Source organism: Lentzea aerocolonigenes (assembly GCF_000974445.1).
Classification (GTDB): domain Bacteria; phylum Actinomycetota; class Actinomycetes; order Mycobacteriales; family Pseudonocardiaceae; genus Lentzea; species Lentzea aerocolonigenes.
The window spans coordinates 277,710-298,607 of record NZ_BBOJ01000021.1 but is presented as its reverse complement, the minus strand read 5'-3'; the positions used below and the strand labels follow the sequence as shown (position 1 = coordinate 298,607).

Below are 20,898 nucleotides of genomic sequence, written 5' to 3'. Positions count from 1 at the left end.
GTTTGAACGACAACCTCTTCGCGGCATCCGGGTCAGGGGCGCGGGCCAGCAGCTCCAGCGTGTCCGGCGCGTCCAGATCCGTGAAAGCCACCAGCGCGGCCGGGAAATAGTCACGCAACGCGTGCCGCAACCGCTGGGTGTGCCGGGTGTTCTCCCAGATCAGGGTCTTGTGGGTCCGCGCGAGCATCTTGATCGCCTCGACCTGCGCACTGTCACCGGCAACAGTGCGCAGCTGATGCGCCTCGGTGCGCACCACATCGGCCAGCACGTGCGCGTCGGCCGGATCGCTCTTCGCGCCCGAGACCCGGTGCCGGTCCCGGAACCGGGCCACCGACATCGGATTGATCGCGAACACCGTGTATCCGGCCGCGACCAGCGCCCGCACCCACGGACCACGATCGGTCTCGATCCCGACCCGGACCTCGACATCCTCAGGATCGGCCTGACCGGTGTGCTCGGCGATCAACGCGTGCAGCCGCGCCATCCCGGCCACACCCTCGGGCAACCGGGCCTTGACCAGCCTGCGCCCGTCGGCGTCCATCAACTCGACATCGTGGTGATCCTCGGCCCAGTCATCACCGACCAGCAACAACATCCGCACTCCCACTCGCCCACTCGACGCCAGCGGCCCAGGGAGAACTTGTCGGCAAGCTAATGAACAGTGCTCACGCCACCATCGGCAGGCACGACATCCCAGCAGCGATCACGTTCTCCCGGCAACTGGTGAGGGCACGGTCTTCGCCAAGAACTCAACAACTCCATCCGAGACAGAGTGCTCACCCACCAGCGGCCACAGGCCGAGCCTGCCAGACGGCCGACTCAGCACTCATTAGCCGAGCACGGGTATGGGCGGGAGCTGCAACGCCGACATGCAGTGGGGGGAGCTGTCGATTGCGCTGCTCGGGCCGGGATCCGGGCGGAAGTCGAATGCGCGGCACTTCGTGGACGTGTGGAACGGCGATCGCGGTTCCGCCGGCTACTTCCAGCGGTCGATCCTGCTGGACCGCTACTACGCCACCACGGTGATCAGCGGTGAGGTCAACGAGTCCTGCGCGGTCACCGTGGACACCGGGTCCGAACTGCCCTTCGAGGTGCGGGCCAGGATGGACTTCGACGAGAGCATGGCGTTGGCGAAGCAGGACGTGGACCAGCCGATCGACCGGGCCCTGCGGGAGTACTGCCCCGCGGCCAAGGAGATCGCGGAGAAGCTGCTGCCGCTGATCGACGAGAACGGCGGCAGCCGGGCGAACTAGCTCAAGCTAGCCGGCGTCGCGGCGCTGCAGGCGGAACAGCGCGAAACCCAGCAGCGACAGCCACAGCACCAGCGAGCTGATGGTCTGCGCCCACCCCGTGCCGAGCCCGGCCAGGTGCCAGGCGGCCTCGAGCGGGTAGATCAGGCCGAACACCTCCGGCACGGCCATCCGCGCCACCATCAGGATCGGCACCACGATGAAGAACACGGTCAGCGACCCGCCCGTGTTCGGCACCAGCAGGGAGATGATCAGCGCGGTGAGCAGCACCAGCGCGGTCCCCAGCATGGTCACGCCGAGCACCCAGCCGAGGCGCATGCCCAGCAGGTAGTTGTGGTGGAGGCCGTCGGCGGTGGACTTGATCAGGAGCGGGAACATGATGAACGTGACGAGCGTGCACACCAGCCACACCGCGGCGAGAACCGTGCCCTGCGCCAGGAAGTAGCGCATGCGGGAGGGCTGCACCAGCAACGTCGGCTGCACGCTCTTGTACTGCCACTCGCCGGCGACGAGCTTGATCACCGTCGCGAACACCAGCAGCAGGCCGAGTCGGACGACGATGAGCAGCGGGCCGATCTGCTTGCCCGCGCTGGCCAGGTTGGTCTGGGTCAGCGTGAACAGCAGCATCAGGCCGACCAGGAAGACCGGGGCGAAGGCGAGCACGAGCTTGTCCGAACGCGTGCCGACGAGCTTGCGCAGCTCGACGGCCACAAGCCGCCAGAACGGTGATCGCCCGGCCGCTCGCTGGACCGGCGGCGTGTACACCTGGGTCATGCCCTGCTCCCCGAAGTCAGGCGGAAGAACAGGTCTTCCAGGCTCATCTGCTCCTCGCGCAGCCCGAGCAGCGGAAGGCCCGCGGCGAAGGTGACGTCCGAGACGCGCTCGACGGGTGCGTGCGCGGCGATGAAGCCGTCCGGTGCGGGCTGGATGGCGACGCCGCCCCGTTGCAACACCTCGGCGAGCTTGTTCGTGTCGCGAGCACGCACGAGCGAGCGGGAAGACGTCGTCAGAGTCGCAAGTGGACCGTCCGCCACGATGCGTCCGTTGCCGATCACGAGCACCCGGTCGGCCGTCTGGTCCACTTCGGACAGGACGTGGCTCGATAGCAGCACCGTGCCACCGCGGGAAGCGTGCCCGCGCAACAGGGTCCGCACCGCGCGGATGCCTTCCGGGTCGAGGCCGTTGATGGGCTCGTCGAGCACGAGCAGCGGTGGATTCGTGAGCAGGGCGTGTGCGATGCCGAGGCGCTGCCGCATGCCGAGGCTGTACTTGCCGATCTTGCGCGAGCCGGCGTCGGCCAGGCCCAGCATCTCCAGCACCTCGTCCGCTCGACGGCCCGGCACGCCGGCCAGCGTGGCGGCCATGCGCAGGTGGCCGCGGCCGCTCCGGCCAGGATGGACGGCCGCCGCGTCGAGGAGCACCCCGGCCACGTGGGACGGGTTGGGCCACGCGGTGAACGGGCGGCCCGCCACCATTGCCTGGCCGTGGTCGGGCCTGGTCAGCCCGGTGATCATCCTCAGGGTCGTCGACTTGCCCGCGCCGTTGGGCCCGAGGAAGGCCGTCACGGTGCCGGGTTGCAGCTCGAAACCCACCTGGTCGACGACCCGGCGTCCCTCGTACGCCTTCGTCAGCCCCCACGCTGTCAGCACGCACACACGGTAGCGGCCGTGACTGTCCGTCGCGGGCCGAATCGTCAGGAATTCCCGCAATGGTGTTGCCACACGGGGTGCGCGTGGTGCTGACCTGTGAGCCCTTCCACAGGGGCGGTGCGCTGCCGTCGACGCGGCGGTGGACGACGGCGGCGGCCCGGCGCGGGCGAGTCGCTCGTGCCGGGCCGCCGTGTGTGTCTGGCGGTCAACACCGTCCAGAATGGAGTCCCGGCGTGTCAGGTGCGTGGTGCGGCAGTGGTCAGTCGATGAGAACGACGGTGTAGTCCAGGGTGACGCCGCTCGCGGTGTAGGTCGCCGTCTGGCCGTTGCGGCAGTACGAGACGAACGTGTTGCCGGTTCGGCTGGTTCCGCCGACGGCCTGCACCACGGGGCGCACGTCCGAGCCTTCCGGCAGGTCGGTCGCGGTGAGGTCGACCACCCGCCACTGGTTGATCGGGTAGTTGTCGGTCTCGGGGGAGAGTCCTCCGGTGCGGGTCGTGACGCGGAACGACAGGACGAAGCCCGCGTTGTTCACCACGGCCACCTTCTGCACGCAGGGTGCGGCAGCGGTCTCGGCTGCCGATGCCGATGGGGGTGCGACCAGTGCTCCGGTCAGTGCGGCCACGGCGCCTGCGAGGGCAAGACTCCTGAAGGACTTGTTGACTGGCAACAGAACGTACCTCTCTGCTCGCTCCTGGGATTTCGGCGGAAGATGATCCGCTGCGAGGGCCGGGTTTCCGCTGCCCCGCGTGGACAAACAGGAACGCTTGCGAGACAAGGGAATTTCGGCCAACCGGTGGCACTGTCTGCTGCGGGTGTTTCGTCAAGTTGCGTGACGCGAAGGCGTGCATCGGCCCAAGTGGACGGTCGCGACCCGGCGCGCACCGGCGAGCCGCGGCGGCCCTCGGTGTGATCGGGTCCATCACGATGCACCGCACGTCGATCTCGCCGCGCAGGGTGGAAGAACTGCTGCCGGCGTCCGACCTGCGAGTGGCGGCGACCGACCTGGCAGCCGCTGCCGAAGCGCGCACCGCGTCGAACTCCCCGCGCGGCCCGTGCCCCGCACTCATCGCGCCGAGATCCTCGCGGCCGCCATCCCGCTGGGGTCGAGGCGGGACGGCCCTGCTCACCGCGATGCCGTTGACGCTGTGTGACGCCTTCCTCGTTTCTGATGGCGTCATCAGAAACTGCTTGACTGATGACGTCAACGCAACTGATGATGTCATCAGTTACTGGAAGGAGCCGCCCGTGATCGACCACCGCGATCCGCACACCGGCTTGCACAGCGAGCGCGGCGCGCTCTCCGGGGAACACCGGGGGCGCGCCGCGAACCCGGTCGTCAAAGTGCAGGACCTGGCCTGGCTGGAGTTCGTGAAGCCCGACCTGAAGCGCGCGGAGGTCTTCGCGGGCGCGTTCGGGTTCGCCACGTCGTTGCGCACCGAGCACGAGCTGCACCTGCGCGGCACCGACGAGGGAGCGCCGTGCGTGATCATCCGCAAGGGGCCGCGGTCGGCGTTTCTCGGTCCGGCGTTCCGGGCGGCCGAGTCGAGCGACGTGCTGCGACTGGCCGAGGCCACCGGGCACCGGGTCACCGAGCTGCCGGAGACCCTGGGTGGGCTCACTGTCGACCTCCTCGACCCGAGCGGCCTGCGAGTGCGGGTCGTCTCCGGCGCCGACGACCTGCCCGCGTTACCGGCTCAGGCTCCGCACACGTTCAACTTCGGCCACGAGGCTCGGCGCACCAACGCCACGCAACGTCCGCTGCGGGAGCCCGCGCGGGTGCAGCGGCTGGGGCACGTCGTGCTGCAGACGACGACGTACCGGCAGACGCTGGACTGGTACCTGAAGCACCTCGGGCTGATCGTCAGCGACTTCCTGTACTACCCGGGACAGCGCGAGCGCGGCCCGGTGATGAGCTTCATCCGCTGCGACCGCGGCGCCACCCCCGCCGACCACCACACGCTGGCGCTGGCGCTCGGGCCGGCGAACCGGTACGTGCACTCGGCCTACCAGGTCGCCGACCTCGACGCGCTGGCCGCGGGCGGGGAGTATCTGCACGATCACGGCTACCAGCGCTCGTGGGGCATCGGCCGGCACATCCAGGGCAGTCAGATCTTCGACTACTGGCGCGACCCGGACGGGTTCCTGGTCGAGCACTTCAGCGACGGCGACCTGTTCGACTGCACCCTCGAGCCGGGCTGGGCCCCGATGACCGCCTCCGGTCTCGCGCAGTGGGGGCCGCCCGCCACCGCCGACTTCCTCGGCGTCAAGCCGGGCAAGGAGTCGCTGCGCGAGCTGCGCACGGTGTTCTCCGCACTGCGCGACGACAACGAGTTCGACCTCCGCCGCCTGCTGGGCCTGATGAAGGCCGCCCGCACGTGACCGCGGCCAAGCCCGCCCGTTTCCAGGAGATCCTTTGAGCACGTCGATTCTGCGCACCGCCGACGCCTGGTACGTCACCACGGCCGGCGGCGCCGTGAAGATCAGCACCGCGGCCACGACCACCGGTGAGCTGCTGGCCGACCGTGAGGCCGTCGCGTCCGCCGCCGCGGGCGCGGCCACTGACCGCGTCGAGGACCTCGCGCTGGTCTCGCCGGTCACCGCGCCCTGCCGGGTCGTCGCCCAGATGACCAACTTCGCCTCGCACGTCACGGATGCCGGGATGGACCCGGAGACCGTGCCGCTGACGTTCTTCCGCAAGACGTCCGGGTCGATCAGCGGTCCGGTCGACGACGTGGTGAAACCGGCGCACGTGCGGCTGCTCGACTACGAGGTCGAGATCGGGCTGGTGATCGGCCGCGCGCTGCCGGTGGGCACCGAGGTCACCGAGGCGAACCTGCACGAGTTCGTGGCGGGTCTGGTCGTGACCAACGACGTGTCCGCTCGCGACGTCCAGCTGCCCCAGACACAGTTCTACGAGGCCAAGTCGTATCCGACCTTCACCCCGGTCGGTCCCAGGCTGGTGCTGCTCGACGCCGGTGAGCTCAGGCGGTTCACCGACCTGCGGCTGACGCTGTCGGTGAACGGTGAGTCCCGGCAGGACTCGGTCGTCGGCAGCGACATGATCTACCGGCCGGTGGAGGCGTTGCGCGCGTTGACCAGGTTCCAGCGGCTGGACGCCGGTGATCTCGTCCTGACCGGGACCCCGGTCGGCACCGCGCTGTCCGCGCCGCCCAAGGTCGTGGAGAAGATCGCCGCTCTGCTGCCCGCCGCGGTGAAGTGGAAGCTGTTCTTCAACGGACAGGCCAAAAATCCCAAGTACCTCGCCGACGGCGACGTCGTCGAAGCCCGCGTCGCCACTCGCGACGGCGCGATCGACCTCGGCACCCAGCGAACGAAGGTGCGGTACGCGCGATGACCGACGACCTGCTGTGGCCGCGCTACGCCGAACCCGGCGACCTGCCCGCGGTCGAGGCCGTGCCGCTCGCCGGCAGGGGACTGCCCGAGTCGACCTACGCGTTGCTGGCGCGCGCCGCCCGGCTGTGGCCGCAGCGCACGGCGATCAGCGTGCTGCCCGATGCCACCCGCTGGCGCGAACCCGTCGACCGCACCTTCTCCGGACTGCTGGCGGACGTCCACCGCTACGCGAACCTGTTGCGGCAGCTGGGTGTTCGGCGCGGTGACGCGGTGGCGCTGATGTCGCCCAACTGCGCCGGTCTCGTGCCCGCGACTCTGGCCGCGCAGCTGGCCGGGATCGCGGCGCCGCTCAACGGCTCCCTGTCCCGCGGCCACCTCACCGAGCTGCTGCGCCTGTCCGGTGCGCGCGTGCTGATCACCGCGGGACCGGAACTGGCGCCGGACGTGTGGGACAGGGCGCGAGCACTGGCGGGCGAGCTCGACGCGGTTCTCGTGCTGCGGCCGACCGGTGCGGCAGGTGTCCCGGATCCGTTGCCGGCCATCGAAGGCGTGCACGTGGGCTACCTCGACGACCTCGCCGCCGAGTCTGATCCGGACGCCTTCGCCGGTGAGCCACCGTCGTCCTCTGATCTGGCAGCGCTGTACCACACCGGCGGCACCACCGGTGCGCCGAAGCTGGCCGCGCACACGCACGCCAACGAGGTCGCCGACGCGTGGATGATCGCCCTCAACTCGTTGCTGGACGACGATTCGGTCGTTTTCGCTGCCCTGCCGTTGTTCCACGTCAACGCGTTGGTCGTCACGCTGCTCGCGCCGCTGTTCAAGGGGCAGCCGACGGTGTGGGCGGGTCCGCTGGGCTACCGCGACCTCGCCCTGTACGGGCAGTTCTGGAAGATCGTCGAGCACTACCGGATCGCCGCGATGAGCGCGGTGCCCACCGTGTACGCGGTTCTCGCGCAGTGCCCGGTCGACGCCGACATCACCTGTCTGCGCTTCGCGATGGTCGGTGCCTCGCCGCTGCCCGCCGCGGTGCGGGAGAACTTCCAGTCCCACACCGGAGTCCCGCTCGTCGAGGGCTACGGGCTCACCGAAGCCACCTGCGCCAGTGCACGCAGTTTCCCCGACGCACCACGGCCGGACGCGGTCGGCCAGCGCATGCCGTACCAGCGCATGAAGGTGGTCGACCCGGACACCGGGGAGGACCTGCCGCCCGGCCGGACCGGCGTGCTGGCGATCAGCGGCCCGACGGTGTTCCCCGGCTACGTCGTCGCACGCGACGACAGCGGTCACGTCCTCGACGGTCGCGGCAAGCTCGCCGGCGGCTGGCTGAACACCGGCGACCTCGCCCGCCTGGACGCCGACGGGTTCGTCAGCCTGGCGGGCCGCGCCAAGGACCTCATCATCCGCGGCGGCCACAACATCGACCCCGCCGTCATCGAGGACGCCCTGCTGGCGCACCCCGCGGTGACGGCCGCCTGCGCGGTCGGCAGCCCCGACGCACACGCCGGCGAGGTCCCGGTCGCGTACGTCACCCTCGCCCCCGGAGTGACCGCGGCCGAGGAGGAGTTGCTGGCGTGGGCTGCCGGCCGCGTGCCCGAGCGCGCCGCCGCGCCGAAGGCCGTCACCGTGCTCGACGCGTTGCCGGTGACCGACATCGGCAAGCCCTACAAGCTCCCGCTGCGCGCCGACGCCACCCGTCGCGTGATCTCCGAGGCGCTCGCCGGGTTCGCAGCGGTGGACGTCGACGCGGTCGTCGAGGACGGCGCCGTCGTCCTGACGATCACCGTGCCGTCCGAAGTGGACGAATCCGCGGTGAAGGAACTGCTCGGCCGCTACGCCATCTCCTGCCGTTTCCGAAGCTGATCTCCAAGGACAGACCCATGATCGTGTTCTCCGTTCTGCTGGCAGCTCTCTTCCTCCTGCTCGGCGTGTCCAAGTTGCTGGCGCTGCCACGCATGCGTGACCTCGCCGCTCACGCCGGGTTCTCCGTCGCGGCCTACCGGGGGATCGGTGCGCTGGAGGTGGCGGGCGCAGCCGGCCTCCTCGTCGGACTGACCGTGCCGTTGCTCGGAGCGTCCGCGGGCGTCGGCCTGCTGCTCCTGCTCGCGGGCGCGGTGATCACCCACGTCCGCAACCGCGACGGCGTCCGCGAGCTCGCCCCGGCCGCGGTCTGCGCGGTGCTCGTCGCCGGCTACCTCGCGGCGCTGGGACTGTCGTCGTGAAGGTGCCCGTGGTGATCGTCGGCGCGGGCCCCACCGGGCTGACCGCCGCGAGACTGCTCGCCCGGTACGGCGTCGAGTGCGTGGTGCTGGAGCGCTGGGAGTCGGTCTTCCCGCAGCCGCGCGCGGTCCACCTGGACGACGAGGTCTACCGCGTCCTGGGACGGGTGGGACTGGCCGAGGAGTTCGCGGCCATCTCCTGGCACTGCCACGGGTTGCGGCTGCTGGACCGGGACCTGCGCGTGCTGGCCGAGTTCCGGCGCGCTCCCGGCACCGGCCGTCACGGTCATCCGCGGGCCACCATGTTCGACCAGCCCGACCTGGAACGACTCCTCCGTTCCGGTCTGAAGATCCGCGGCAACACCGAGGTCACCGGCATCGTCCAGGACGGCACCGGACCCGTGCGGGTCGAGGTGACCGACCGCCTCACCGGTCGACAGGAGACGATCCACGCGGACTACGTGCTCGGCTGCGACGGTGCGAACAGCCTCACCAGGAAGGCGATCGGCGCGTCGATGACGGACTTCCGGTTCGACCAGCGCTGGCTCGTGGTCGACATCGCCACCACCGCCGAACTCGGCGAATGGGAAGGCGTGCACCAGGTCTGCGACCCCGGCCGCGCCGCGACCTACATGCGCATCGGGAGAACGCGCTACCGCTGGGAGTTCCGCCTGCTGCCCGGCGAGAGCGACGGCGACTTCTGCGGCGGGGACCGGCTGCACCGGTTGATCGCGCCGTGGACCAAGGACGTCCCGGCCGGCGATCTCGAGGTCGTTCGCGTTGCCGAGTACACCTTCCGCGCGCAGATCGCGGACCGGTGGCGCGACCGGCGGGTGTTCCTGCTCGGCGACGCGGCGCACCTCACGCCACCGTTCGTCGGGCAGGGGATGGGCGCGGGCATGCGTGACGCCGTCAACCTCGCGTGGAAGCTCGCGGGCGTTCTCGGCGCGACCCTGCCCGAACAGGCGCTCGACACCTACGAGGTGGAGCGCAAGCCGCACGCGCGCGCCATGATCCGGATGGCCGAGCTGGTGGGCAAGGCCATGACCGAGGGCGGCCGGTTCGGTGAACTCCTCCGCCGGGTGCTGGCACCACGCCTGGCACTCCTCCCCGGCCTGTCCCGCCACGTTCTCGACAGCGAGACACCGCCGCTGCACCGTTCCGATCTGGTCGTGCGGCCACGCCTGCGACGAACCCTGGCGGGACGGTTGTGCCCCAACGCCGTTCTCGACGACGGACGCCGCTTGGACGACGTGGCCGGTGACCGGTTCGCCGTCGTCACGGCGATCGCCCCGACGGAGGCCGAACGCACCGCCGTCCAGGAACGCGGCGCGGTCCTCATCACCACGCGGCCCTCTGACGAGTTGCACCGCTGGCTTCGTGCCGGTCGCACCCGCGCCGCCGTCGTCCGCCCGGACGGCACGGTGCTGAGCACGAGCAACAGCCTCTCGCGGCTGTGCCTGTCCCTGCCCCGGTTCACCGTGAGGAGCAACGTTGCCCCGACACCCTGACGTCCCCGCGTACGTGCCGGACATCTACTCCGCACAGTCCATTCTGGACCCGTATCCGCACTACGCGGAGCTGCGGCAACTCGGGCCGGTGGTGTGGCTGCCCAAGCACGGGGTGTACGCGCTGCCGCGCTACGCGGAGTGCAAAGCCGTGCTGTTGGACGACAAGACCTTCACCTCGGGTGAGGGCGTGGGGTTGAACCCGGTCACGAACCGGCTTTCTCGCGGCACGACGCTCAACAGCGACGGCGAGGACCACGCCGGCCGTCGTGCCCTGGTGGCGCACCGGCTCACGCCCAGGGCGCTGCGCACGATGACGGAAGCGGTGGAACGCCAGGCAGCCGAGATCGTCGACGCGGCGCTGGCCCGGCGCGACGTCGACGGCGTCGACATCGCCGAGGCACTGCCCACCGCGGTCGTTCCCGATCTCGTCGGCTGGCCGCAGGAACATCGGAAGAACCTGCTGAGCTGGGGCGCGGCGACCTTCGACGTCCTGGGCCCGCTGAACGGGCGAGCGGCCGCGGCAACGTTGCGGGGTCTCGGGGTGATGCGCTTCGCGCGAGGCGTCGTCCGGCGACGCTCGGTCCTGCCCGGCAGCATGGGGGACGACCTGCTGGGTGCCGCGGACGAAGGCAGGATCGCCCGTTCCGAGTGCCCGGCGTTGATGATCGACTACCTCGTGCCGTCGCTCGACACCACGCTCAGCGCGATCGCCAGCGCCCTGCACCTGTTCGCGACGCACCCCGGCCAGTGGCAGCTCCTCAAGGACGACCCCGGCCTGATTCCCAACGCCGTCAACGAGGTCGTGCGGTACGAGTCCCCGCTGCGCGCCTTCAGCCGCAAGGTCGCGAAGGACACCGAGGTGGCGGGGACCGCACTGCGCGCGGGCTCACGCGTCCTCGTCCTCTACGCCTCGGCGAACCGCGACGCGCTGGAGTGGGAGGACCCCGACACGTTCGACATCCGCCGCGACGCCTCCCGGCAGCTGGGCTTCGGCCGCGGCACGCACGGCTGCGCGGGGCAGGGCCTGGCCCGGCTGGAGATCCAGTCGATGCTGCGGGCCCTCGTCGCCCGCGTCGAGAAGATCGTGCCCACCGGGGAGCCGGAGTGGGGCCTGAACAACATCATCCGCCGTCTCCAGCGGCTGCCGCTCGAACTCGTTCCCGCCTGAGGAAAGGGGAGACCCGTGCGGATCTCCGTCGACCACGCCCGCTGCGAGGGCCACGGCCTGTGCGCCGGCCAGGCCCCTGACGTCTTCGACCTCGACGACGACGCGCAGGTCGTCTACCTGTTCGAAGGCGGGACCGTGCCACCCGAGCACCTCGCGGCAGCCCGCGCCGCCGTCAACGTCTGTCCCGTGGCGGCGCTGCGGGAACTCCAGCACTGATCGATTCATCAGTGCTGTCATGCAGTACCTTTCAGGTATGGCCACACCGCGTTCCCGCAGCGCCGAACCCGCCACGCGCACAGAACGGCGCAAAGCCCAGACGCGTCAGAAGCTGATCGACGCGGCGCGCGGTTTCCTGGCAGGCGACAAGCACGCGACGGTGAGCATCCAGGACATCACCGACGAGGCGGACGTGGGTTTCGGCTCGTTCTACAACCACTTCGCCACCAAGGCGGAGTTGTTCGAAGCGGCCGTGTCGCAGGTGATGGAGGAGGTCGGCCGGCTTCTGGACGACCTCAGCAGCGACGTCGACGATCCGGCGATGGCCTTCGCGCAGTCGATGCGGCTGGCCGTGCGGCTCGCGGTGGCGCGGCCGGAGACGGCGCAGGTGCTGGTGCGACACGGGATGGCGTTCATCGACGCCGACGCGGGACTGGCCCCGCGTGCCCTGCGCGACATCGAGGCGGGGGTCGCGTCCGGCCGCTTCCGGGTCGGTGAACCGAGGCTGGCGCTGGCCACCTCCGCCGGAGCGCTGCTGGCCGTGTTGCACCTGTCGCTGGCGAACCCGGAGCGAGTCACCGACGCGACGTGCGACGAGCTGGCCGAGCAGTTGCTGCGCATGCTCGGAGTCCCGCTGGACGAAGCACGGGAGATCGCGACGGCGCCGCTGCCGGACGCCTCGGCTGTCAGCCGGGTCTGACCGGTCCGCGCCGAGTCAGGTCGTGTAGTCGGCGTTGATCCGCACGTAGCCGTCGGTGAGGTCACAGCCGTAGACGGTGAACGTGCCCGCGGCGATGTGGAGGTCGACCGAGATCACTACCTCGGTGCCCTTCATGTACGCGGAGGCCCTGGCGAGTCCGGCGTCGTCGGTCAGCGTCGGGTACAGCTCCAGGTCGCCGAAGTGGATGCTGACCCCGGCGGGATCGATGTCGGTCTCGTCCTCGAGCTTGCCGATCGCCATGGCCACCCGGCCCCAGTTCGGGTCGGCTCCGTGCACGGCGGTCTTGACGAGAGGCGAGTTGACGATGCTCTTGCCGACGCGCTTCGCCTGCGCGTCGTCACGGGCGCCGGTGACCCGGACCTCGATGAGTTTCGAGGCACCTTCACCGTCCGAGGCGATGTCGCGCACCAGTGCGAGTGCCGCCTGGTGGAGGACCGACTCGAACTCGGCGAGGTCGACCGTGCCCGCGAGACCGTTGGCGAACACCGCCGCCGTGTCGCTGGTCGACGTGTCGGTGTCGATGCTCAGCGCGTTGAAGGTGCGGTCGACCACCCGTCGGAAGACGGCGTCGAGATCGTGAGCGTCGACCTGCGCGTCGGTGAAGAAGAACGTCAGCAGGGTCGCCATGTTCGGCTCGATCATGCCGACGCCCTTGGCGATGCCGACGACGGTCGCGTCACCGGCGCGCAGGCACACGGTCTTGGACCGGGTGTCGGTGGTCATGATCGCCCGCGCCGCCGCCGCGAAGTCCGCTGGCGGAAGCGGCGTGGCCACCGCGTTCAGACCGGAGCGGATGGTGTCCATCGGATAGGGCCTGCCGATCACGCCGGTGGACGCGATCAACAGCTGCTGCTCCGGCACACCCGCGAGTTCCGCCGCCCGCCGCCGCACCTCCACGGCGTTGTCCATGCCGATCTGGCCGGTTGCGACGTTCGCGTTGCGCGACAGGACCACGACTCCCCGGCAGTCCGCGCTCGACTGCCTGCTCAGCAGGACGCTCGGTCCCGCGAACCGGGATCGGGTGTACACCGCGGCCGACGTCGCGGGCACCTCCGAGACGACAACCATGAAGTCGTCGTCGCCGTCCTTCAACCCGAGGTTCGCGGTCGTACCCCGAAAGCCACGCGGAGCAGTGTGCGCAGTCAATGTCGTCCCATCATCCACGTCGATGCATACGGATGCCCTTCTACTCTAGCTATATCGCTCGTCGAACGATCGAGCTGCATACCTATTCAGTCAGCCCGGCTGTCACGTCGCCGAGGCCGGCTGTGCGGCGAGGTGGTGGGCGGGGAAGTGCGGGACCACGTGCTCGCCCAGTTCCTGGAGCACCTCGGGTGCCGGGCGGCGGCCGTACTTGAGGTTCAGGATCACGTGGTTGACGCCGATGTCGCGCAGTTCGCCGATGTGGTCGACCAGGAAGTTCCTGCCGGTGCGGTAGCCCAGGTGCATCGGGGTCGGGGAGGCGCCGGGGTTGGCGTCGAGGTCGATGTACAGGGACTGGGAGAACGGCTTCCAGTCGTCGGTGGTGTCGCGCCACGCGGTGGTGAGTTGACGCTGGGCAGCCACGGGTTTCGGGTACATCAGCCAGCCGTCGCCGTTGGCGGCGATCCAGGACAGGTCCTGGCGGCTGTTCCCGGTGACCAGCAACGGGATTCGCCCGCCGCGTGGTTTGGGCAGCAGGTCGGCGCCGCGCAGGGTGCCGTAGCGCGAGTCGAGCTCGGGGAAGTCCTCTGCCCACAACCGTCTGATGGACTCCACGGAGGCGCGGTACAGCTCGCCGCTGTCGTCGCGGTTCAGGCCGTACGCGGGGAACTCGATGCCGCGGTCGCCGGTCGCGGCGCCCAGCACCAGCCGTTCGCCGCACAGGAGGTCCAGTGACGCGGCGGCTTTCGCGGTGTCGATCGGGTTGCGCAGGGGGAGCACGGTCGAGCCGGTCGCCAGGGCGATGCGGGAGGTGCGGGAGGCGATGAACGTCAGCCAGACCCACGGGTCGAAGAGCTGGCCGCCGTCGCCGAACGCCGGGTCGAGCAGCGGGACATCGCGCGCCCACAGGGCAGCGAAACCGCGTTCCTCGGCCAGGATCGCTTCTGTGGCCTGCTCTTCCACGTTCATCCGCGGTACTGGGCCCGCGTAGGACTCCAGCGGGAACAGCAGTCCCAGCGTCAGCTCGTTCTCGCGGAACATCGAGGCGAAACCTGGGCGGTTGCCGAACATCCGAGCTCCTCACGTTCAATACTTGACCTGGAGGTCCAAAATAACCTACTGTTCCCGTCGTGGGCAGGCCCAAGAAGTTCGATCCGGAGAAAGCGGTGGAGCAGGCCGCGGAGACCTTCCGCGTGCACGGCTACGCCGAGACGTCTCCGCAGAGCCTCGCGGACAGCCTCGGCATCGGCAAAGGCAGCCTCTACCACGCGTTCGGCAGCAAGCACGAGTTGTTCCTCAAGAGTCTCGAGCGGTACACGGACACGCAGCTCGCGGATCTGAAGGCGGTCATGGACGAGGGGAGGCCGATCCGGGAACGGGTGCGTGAGCTCCTGACCGGGTTCGTCGAGGCCGACCTCAACGACCCGGACCGGTGCGGCTGCCTCGTGGTCAACACCGCGGTGGAGTTGCGCGCCAGTGACGAACCGGCGGTGAAGTTGCTCGGCAGGTCCTTCGAGGCGACGGAGTCGGTGCTGCACCTGGCTTTCATCGCCGCACAGCACGCGGGTGAGATCGACGCCGATCGCGACCCGAAAGCGCTTGCGGGACTGGTGCAGAGCTCGATGATCGGATTGCGAGTGCTGGTCAAGACGACGTCCGACCGTGATCGGCTGGGGTCGATCATCGACGCCGCGGTCGCGGCGATCTGAGTTCAAAACCCGACATCTGCTCGTCGGGCGTATTTCTGGGTGAATTTTGTACCTCAAGGTCAAATACTCTGGAGTGGGGAAGGCATGACGACGTCCCAGGAAACCAAGGCGGCCGCGCAGCTGCCCGACGAGACGAAGGGCTGGGGCGGACGCCTCTGGGCCACGTTGATCGTGCTGTGCAGCGCGATGTTCCTCGACGCGCTCGACAACGCGATGGTCGGCATCGCGGTGCCGCCGATCCAGGCCGAGCTCGGCATGACGACCTCGGCTGTGCAGTGGGTGGTCAGCGCCTACGTGCTCGGGTTCGGCGGGTTCCTGCTGCTGGGCGGCAGGACGGCCGACCTGGTCGGACGCCGCAAGCTGCTGCTCGTCGCGGTCTCGGTGTTCGCGATCGCCTCGCTCGTCGGTGGTATCGCCGACAACGGCGTGACGGTCGTCGTCGCCCGGTTCGTCATGGGGGTCAGCGCGGCGTTCAGCGCGCCGGCCGGTCTCGCGATCATCATGACGACGTTTCCGGAGGGCGCCGTCCGCAACCGGGCTGTCGCCATCTACACCGCTTGTGGCGCAACGGGATTCTCGCTCGGTCTGGTCGCGGGCGGGCTGCTCACGGAGATCGGCTGGCGCTGGACGTTCCTGCTGCCGGTTCCGATCGCGCTGGCCGTGCTGGTCGGTGTGAGCATCCTCGTCGGCAAGGACGCGCCCTCGGACGCCAAGCGCAGCTACGACATCCCCGGCGCGTTCAGCATCACCACCGCGATGTTGTTGCTGGTCTTCACGATCGTCGAGGCGCCGGCCGCCGGCTGGACGTCCGGCCGCACGCTCGGCGGGTTCGCGGGCTTCGTCGTGCTGGTGATCGCGTTCGTGCTGATCGAGCGCAAGACGGCCCAGCCGTTGATCCGCCTCGACTTCCTGCGCAACCCGGCACTCGTCGGTGCCGCGCTGGTCGCGGCGGCGATCCTCGGCACGTACATGAGCTTCCAGTTCATCGGCTCGCTGTACCTGCAGGCCTCGCGCGGCTGGTCGCCGCTCGAGATGGCGCTCGGCTTCCTGCCGTGCGGCATCCTGATCGCGCTGATCGCCCCGCGCGCCGGTGGCCTGATCGGCAAGTTCGGTCCGAAGTGGATGATGTTCGCGGGCTTCCTCGCCTACACGCTCGCGTACCTGTCGTTCCTGCGCATCGACGCGGACTCGAACTACTACACGACGATCCTGCCGACGATGCTGCTGATCGGTGTCGCGTTCCCGCTGTCCTTCACCGGTGCCTACGTGCAGGCCACCAGCGGTGTGGCGGACGCGGAGCAGGGACTCGCGGCCGGCGTGCTGCAGACCGGTTACCAGGTCGGTGCCGCGTTGCTGCTGGCGATCGTCACCGCGACGATGGCGTTCGGTCAGGACGGCGGGGCGGCCAACACGCTGGAGAGCTACCACAACGGCATGTACGTGGTGACCGGTTTCTCCGTGCTGACCCTGGTGGCCACACTGGTCGTGGCTCTGCGCTCCCGGCAGAAGGCCACCGTCTGATTCACCCCCGCAGGGGCGGCGGCCGCGGCCGCCGCCCCTGCACCCTGCGCGAGGAACTTCGGAGCGAGCGATGACAACGTCCGTGATCGACGGGGGACCGGCACCGGCACTCGACGTGCCGACCCTGGCCGACCTCCTGCCGCGTGCCGCGAGCCGCAACCGGGGGACCGCCGTCCACCTGATCGCCGCGGACGGCGTCACCACCTCACTGTCCTATTCGGACCTGCTCGACGCCGCCTCACGAGTTCTCGGCGGACTGCGCCTCGCGGGCGTGCGAACCGGCGACCGCGTCGTGCTGCACCTGCGGGACAACCGTGATTTCCTGCCGGCGTTCTGGGCCTGCGTGCTCGGCGGGTTCATCGCCGTGCCGACGAGTACCGACCCGTCCGGGCTGCGACCCGACCAGGGCTACCTGTGGCTCGTGGCCGACGCTCCGGCCAGGTCCGGTCCACAGTGGATCGGGACGGTGCGCGGCCTCGACGCGGGAGCGCCGGACCGCCGGTGGTTCCGCGGCGAGCTCGACGACGTCGCGCTGCTGGCCACCACGGCCGGCAGCACCGGCGCGCCCAAGACGGTGCGGCTGAGCCACGGCAACATCCTCAGCCGCTCGGCGGCCACGATCGAGGACAACGATCTCGACGCGACGGCCGTGACCTTCAACTCCATGCCGCTCGACCACGTGGGCGGGCTGGTCATGTTCCACCTGCGCGACGTGCAGCTCGCGTGCACCCAGGTGCACGCCCACCGCGACTGGATCCTCGGCGATCCGGCGCGGTGGCTGGACATCGCCGACCACTTCCGTGCGACCGTCGCCTGGGGCACGACCTCCGCGCTGGACGCGATCGCGGCACGGGCGTCGGCCGGGTTGTGGGACCTGCGCGGGCTCGCCTACGTCATGAACGGCGGCGAACCGGTGAAGGCGCGCACGATCAACCGCTTCCTGACGGCACTCGCGCCGTTCGGTCTGCCCGGCGACGCGGTGCGGCCGGGCTGGGGCATGTCCGAGACGGCGGCCGGTGTCGTCGACCACCGGCTCTCCCGCGCCGAACTGCACGACGACCGGTACGTGCCGGTGGGCAGGCCGCATGCCGGTGTGGCCGTTCGCGTCGTCGACCTGCGCGGCGACCTCGCCGGCGAGAACGTGGCCGGCAGGCTGCAGGTGCGCGGAGCGTCGGTCACCACCGGCTACGCGGACGGACATCCTGACAACGTCACTGCTTTCACCTCCGACGGCTGGCTCGACACCGGTGACTTCGCGCGCGTCTGCGGCGGGCTGCTGACGGTCACGGGCAGCACCGCCGACGCGTTGTGGATCGACGGCGAGCTGCACCACGCCCACGAGATCGAGACGACCGTCGGTGAACTCCCGTTCGTCGACCGGAGGTTCGTCGGAGCCTTTCTGGCCGACGGCGCGTTGACCGTCGCCTACCACGGCACCGAGGAGAACGAACCCGTTGTGCGCGAAGCGGTTCTGGCCGCGCACGGGCTGCACGTGGACCGCGTCGTCCTGCTCCCTCCGGACGCGTTTCCCAAGACCCGCACCGGAAAGCCGCAGCGCGCCCAGCTGCGGGAGATCACCACATCCTTCGAGGAGAGCCGTGTACGTCACAACTGACCACGCCCTGCGTTCCACCGGCGTGGAGTCCGTGCTCCGCGAGATCGCCGACCGGCACGAGATCGTGGACGCCCTGCACCGGTTCGCGTTCGGCCGCGACCTCGGCGACCACGAGCTGTTCCGCTCGGCGTTTACTCCTGACGCGGAGTTCGACTTCCGGCCCGCCGCGACGAAGTGCGGTCTCGAGGTGCCGTTGATGACCGGCATCGACATGATCGCCGGGATCGTGCTCGACCCGCGCCTGCACACAACGCACACCGTCGGCAACTGCCGGGTGGAGCTCGACGCCGACACCGCCCGCCTCACCGCGCTGGTCGAGGCGCAGCACCTTCCCGCCCACGACCACAGCAGGCACGCGCTGCTGAAGAACGTCTACGCCGTGGAGCTGGTCCGGGACGGTGAGCGCTGGCTGATGAGCAAGGTGCACATCGACAACATCTGGTTCACCGGCGACCCGCAGGTCGTCGTCGGCAACTGAAACGACGCGCAAAGGCCGCCTCCCCGTCGGGAAGGCGGCCTTCTTGCACTGGATCAGGCAGGGGTCAGGGAACGGGCCTGCGTGCGCCCGGTGACCTCGGTGAGGGTGCTGACCGCCTCGGCGAGCTTCGGCAGGTCGGACGTGATGAGCGCCTGAGGCCCGTCGCACAGCGCGGTCTCCGGGTGCGGGTGCACGTCGACGATGACACCGTCGGCGCCGACCGCGATCGCCGCCTTGGTGAGCGGGAGCACCAGGTCGCGACGGCCACCCGAGTGCGAGGGGTCGATGATCACCGGCAGGTGCGAGAGTCGTTGCGCGACAGGGACTGCGGCGATGTCGAGCGTGTTGCGGGTCGCCTTCTCGAACGTGCGGATGCCGCGTTCGCAGAGCACGATGTCGAGGTTGCCGCGCTGCGCGATGTACTCGGCCGCCATCAGCCACTCCTCGATGGTGGCGCTCATCCCGCGCTTGAGCATCACCGGCTTGCCGGCGCGGCCGACCGCCTGCAGCAGCGGGAAGTTCTGCATGTTGCGCGTGCCGACCTGGAGCATGTCGGCGTACGCGGCGACGGTGTCGACGTCGTCGGCGCTGACCACCTCGGTGACGACGGGCAGGCCCGTCTCCTCGCGGACGTCGGCGAGGATCTTCAGCCCCGCCTCGCCGAGGCCCTGGAACGCGTAGGGCGACGTGCGCGGCTTGTACGCGCCACCGCGCAACACGGTCGCGCCCGCCGCTTGTGCCATGTGCGCGGCGGCCAGCGTCTGCTCGTAAGTCTCGACCGCGCACGGACCGGCGATCAGTGTCACCGTGTCCGGGCCGATCGGCACTCCGCCGACGTGGACGGTCGAGCGGTCGGGGTGGTGCTCGCGGCTGATGAGCTTGTAGGGAACGGAGATCCGCACGACGTCCGCGACGCCGGTCAGGCTGCGCAGGTTGAGCGTCGCGAACAGGTCGACGTCGCCGATCAGCCCGACGATCGTGCGGTCGAGGCCGCGGCTCACGAACGCTTCACCGCCCGCGGCCTCGACGAGGTCCACCACGGCCGCGACGTCGGCCTCGGTCGCGTCCAACGCCATCACGATGACCATCTGGTTGCTCTCCAAGAAAAAGGGGCGGGGCCGAGGCCCCGCCCGTCGAAGTGGAACGTCAGTTGACGATCCCGATGCTGAACGGGTTGTGCGGCGTTCCGCCGAGCAGGTGCGCACCGGCGGACTGGATCACCTGGTCCTGTGCGATCACGTGCTGACGCATGGTCTGCACGTCGCGCAGCCACCGGTCCATCGGCGACGGCTTGTAGATCGCGGTCGTCGCGATCAGGTCGAACAGCTTGGACACGACCGACCGCGCCGCGCGGAACGAGTTGACCCGCGCGAGAACGGCGGCCACGCGCTGGTCCGCGTCCTGCGCCACGCCCGCCTGCGCCAGCTCCCACTGGCGGTGCAGGCTGCTGTACACGGCCGCACGGGCGGCGCCGAGCTCCATCTCCGCCTCGGCGATCGCCATCTGCACGCGGTAGGTCTCCGCCCACGGCGACTGTGTCGGCCGGTCGACGCGGCCCGCGGCGAGGTCGCGGACGAAGTCCAGGGCGGCGCGCGCCACCCCCAGCGGCACGCCGGGCATGTTGGCGAGGATCGCGTCCGGAGTGGACATCGGGCCGGGTCTGCGCGGCGCCGCGAAGCTGAACGTCTGCTCCTCGGGCACGAACAGGTCGGTGGCCGAGTAGTCGCGGCTGCCGCTGCCGGCGAGACCCGTGGTGTGCCACGTGTCGTGGATCTCGAACTGCTCCTGGCGCGCGATCACGATGCGCCAGTGCATCGGCTGGCCGCTCGGGCTCTGCTCCGGTTCACCGTCGTGGTAGACGAAACAGCCGGCGACGACCCAGTCGGCGTGGGTGATGCCGCTGCCGAACTGCCAGCGACCGGTCACCCGGTACCCGCCGGGCACGCGGTCGGCGCGACCGCTCGGCAGGATGAGACCGGCGGTGATCATGTCCGGGTCGGTGAACAGCTCGCGGGCGACCTGCTCGTCGAGGAAACCCGCGTACAGCGGGGTGTCCATGCCGATCATGGCGCACCACCCGGCCGAGGTGTCACCGGTGGCGAGCGCCTCGATGACCTCGGTCTGCTGGATCGGGTTCAGCTCGGGGCCGCCCCAGCTGCGCGGCAGGGCCATCCGGAAGACACCGGTGCCGCGCAACAGGTCTACGACGTCGGCAGGCAGACATCGCGCCTGCTCGATCTCGGCCGAACGCTCGCGCAGCAGGGGTGCCGCCGCCCGTGCGCGGGCGAGCACGTCCTCCGCCGTGAGCGGCGCCGCCTCAACAGAGTCCAAAATGGTCATT

The 20,898-nt window shown here is 69.9% G+C and carries 21 protein-coding genes and 1 pseudogene; 14 read left to right on the top strand and 8 right to left on the bottom strand.

Going from position 1 to position 20,898, the window contains the following annotated elements; genetic code table 11:
- The coding region (locus tag AOM45_RS36245; RefSeq protein ID WP_201780131.1) for an IS110 family transposase at positions 1-592 on the bottom strand (592 nt) is incomplete at its 3' end.
- Positions 593-869: 277 nt separating this feature from the next.
- On the opposite strand from AOM45_RS36245, the gene AOM45_RS36240 reads away from it, so the two are divergent.
- A complete protein-coding gene (locus tag AOM45_RS36240; protein ID WP_156094181.1) occupies positions 870-1,253 on the top strand; it encodes a thioredoxin domain-containing protein in 384 nt (127 codons plus the stop codon).
- A 6-nt stretch (positions 1,254-1,259) separates the two neighbouring features.
- Here the strand turns inward: AOM45_RS36240 and AOM45_RS36235 are convergent, their stop codons facing one another.
- The 3 genes from AOM45_RS36235 to AOM45_RS36225 all read right to left on the bottom strand — a co-directional run bounded on the left by AOM45_RS36235 (position 1,260) and on the right by AOM45_RS36225 (position 3,524).
- Positions 1,260-2,024 (bottom strand): ABC transporter permease, encoded by a 765-nt coding sequence (locus tag AOM45_RS36235; RefSeq protein ID WP_030471062.1) that lies wholly within the window; start codon positions 2,022-2,024, stop codon positions 1,260-1,262.
- Positions 2,021-2,899: an ATP-binding cassette domain-containing protein gene (locus tag AOM45_RS36230; RefSeq protein WP_030471063.1), complete on the bottom strand. Its 879-nt coding sequence runs from the start codon at positions 2,897-2,899 to the stop codon at positions 2,021-2,023. The genes AOM45_RS36235 and AOM45_RS36230 overlap by 4 nt, the downstream gene beginning before the upstream one ends.
- A 259-nt stretch (positions 2,900-3,158) precedes the next feature.
- Positions 3,159-3,524: a hypothetical protein gene (locus AOM45_RS36225; protein ID WP_201780130.1), complete on the bottom strand. Its 366-nt coding sequence runs from the start codon at positions 3,522-3,524 to the stop codon at positions 3,159-3,161.
- Positions 3,525-3,772: 248 nt separating this feature from the next.
- Here AOM45_RS36225 and AOM45_RS53160 point away from each other — a divergent pair.
- The 9 genes and pseudogenes from AOM45_RS53160 to AOM45_RS36185 all read left to right on the top strand — a co-directional run.
- Positions 3,773-4,020: pseudogene (locus AOM45_RS53160) on the top strand (TetR family transcriptional regulator); the annotation flags it as partial.
- A 127-nt stretch (positions 4,021-4,147) separates the two neighbouring features.
- Entirely contained in the window at positions 4,148-5,281 is a 1,134-nt protein-coding gene (locus AOM45_RS36220; RefSeq protein ID WP_030471065.1) for a VOC family protein, read from the top strand.
- Positions 5,282-5,315: 34 nt separating this feature from the next.
- Positions 5,316-6,257, top strand: a complete 942-nt coding sequence (locus AOM45_RS36215; RefSeq protein ID WP_030471066.1) for a fumarylacetoacetate hydrolase family protein — start codon at positions 5,316-5,318, stop codon at positions 6,255-6,257.
- Positions 6,254-8,119: an acyl-CoA synthetase gene (locus tag AOM45_RS36210; protein WP_030471067.1), complete on the top strand. Its 1,866-nt coding sequence runs from the start codon at positions 6,254-6,256 to the stop codon at positions 8,117-8,119. The genes AOM45_RS36215 and AOM45_RS36210 overlap by 4 nt, the downstream gene beginning before the upstream one ends.
- 17 nt (positions 8,120-8,136) lie before the next feature.
- Entirely contained in the window at positions 8,137-8,478 is a 342-nt protein-coding gene (locus AOM45_RS36205; protein WP_030471068.1) for a DoxX family protein, read from the top strand.
- A gap of 2 nt (positions 8,479-8,480) precedes the next feature.
- On the top strand, positions 8,481-9,986 hold the full coding sequence (gene mhpA / locus AOM45_RS36200) for a bifunctional 3-(3-hydroxy-phenyl)propionate/3-hydroxycinnamic acid hydroxylase MhpA (RefSeq protein ID WP_030471069.1): 1,506 nt from the start codon (positions 8,481-8,483) through the stop codon (positions 9,984-9,986).
- Positions 9,970-11,154, top strand: a complete 1,185-nt coding sequence (locus tag AOM45_RS36195) for a cytochrome P450 (RefSeq protein ID WP_030471070.1) — start codon at positions 9,970-9,972, stop codon at positions 11,152-11,154. The genes mhpA and AOM45_RS36195 overlap by 17 nt, the downstream gene beginning before the upstream one ends.
- 15 nt (positions 11,155-11,169) lie before the next feature.
- On the top strand, positions 11,170-11,370 hold the full coding sequence (locus tag AOM45_RS36190) for a ferredoxin (protein ID WP_030471071.1): 201 nt from the start codon (positions 11,170-11,172) through the stop codon (positions 11,368-11,370).
- A gap of 37 nt (positions 11,371-11,407) precedes the next feature.
- Complete coding sequence (locus AOM45_RS36185) at positions 11,408-12,070, top strand: TetR/AcrR family transcriptional regulator (protein ID WP_030471072.1); 663 nt, start codon at positions 11,408-11,410, stop codon at positions 12,068-12,070.
- A 15-nt stretch (positions 12,071-12,085) separates the two neighbouring features.
- Here AOM45_RS36185 and argJ read toward each other — a convergent pair whose 3' ends face one another.
- Together argJ and AOM45_RS36175 are read right to left on the bottom strand one after the other, a co-directional pair.
- On the bottom strand, positions 12,086-13,255 hold the full coding sequence (argJ, locus tag AOM45_RS36180) for a bifunctional glutamate N-acetyltransferase/amino-acid acetyltransferase ArgJ (protein ID WP_236703949.1): 1,170 nt from the start codon (positions 13,253-13,255) through the stop codon (positions 12,086-12,088).
- Between the two features lie 84 nt (positions 13,256-13,339).
- On the bottom strand, positions 13,340-14,305 hold the full coding sequence (locus tag AOM45_RS36175; RefSeq protein WP_030471074.1) for an LLM class oxidoreductase: 966 nt from the start codon (positions 14,303-14,305) through the stop codon (positions 13,340-13,342).
- 59 nt (positions 14,306-14,364) lie between these two features.
- Between AOM45_RS36175 and AOM45_RS36170 the strand changes: the two genes are divergently transcribed.
- From AOM45_RS36170 to AOM45_RS36155, 4 genes are all read left to right on the top strand, one after another.
- Positions 14,365-14,943, top strand: a complete 579-nt coding sequence (locus AOM45_RS36170; RefSeq protein WP_030471075.1) for a TetR/AcrR family transcriptional regulator — start codon at positions 14,365-14,367, stop codon at positions 14,941-14,943.
- Between the two features lie 84 nt (positions 14,944-15,027).
- On the top strand, positions 15,028-16,464 hold the full coding sequence (locus AOM45_RS36165; RefSeq protein ID WP_081902498.1) for an MFS transporter: 1,437 nt from the start codon (positions 15,028-15,030) through the stop codon (positions 16,462-16,464).
- 70 nt (positions 16,465-16,534) lie between these two features.
- On the top strand, positions 16,535-18,079 hold the full coding sequence (locus AOM45_RS36160) for an AMP-binding protein (RefSeq protein WP_030471077.1): 1,545 nt from the start codon (positions 16,535-16,537) through the stop codon (positions 18,077-18,079).
- A complete protein-coding gene (locus AOM45_RS36155) occupies positions 18,063-18,557 on the top strand; it encodes a nuclear transport factor 2 family protein (RefSeq protein WP_035912375.1) in 495 nt (164 codons plus the stop codon). Before AOM45_RS36160 ends, AOM45_RS36155 begins: the two co-directional genes overlap by 17 nt.
- Before the next feature lie 53 nt (positions 18,558-18,610).
- Here the strand turns inward: AOM45_RS36155 and aroF are convergent, their stop codons facing one another.
- The gene (gene aroF, locus AOM45_RS36150; protein WP_030471079.1) at positions 18,611-19,645 is read right to left on the bottom strand and encodes a 3-deoxy-7-phosphoheptulonate synthase; all 1,035 of its coding nucleotides are present in this window, start codon (positions 19,643-19,645) and stop codon (positions 18,611-18,613) included.
- A gap of 58 nt (positions 19,646-19,703) precedes the next feature.
- On the bottom strand, positions 19,704-20,897 hold the full coding sequence (locus AOM45_RS36145; protein ID WP_030471080.1) for an acyl-CoA dehydrogenase family protein: 1,194 nt from the start codon (positions 20,895-20,897) through the stop codon (positions 19,704-19,706).
- Between the last annotated feature and the right edge of the window lies 1 nt (position 20,898).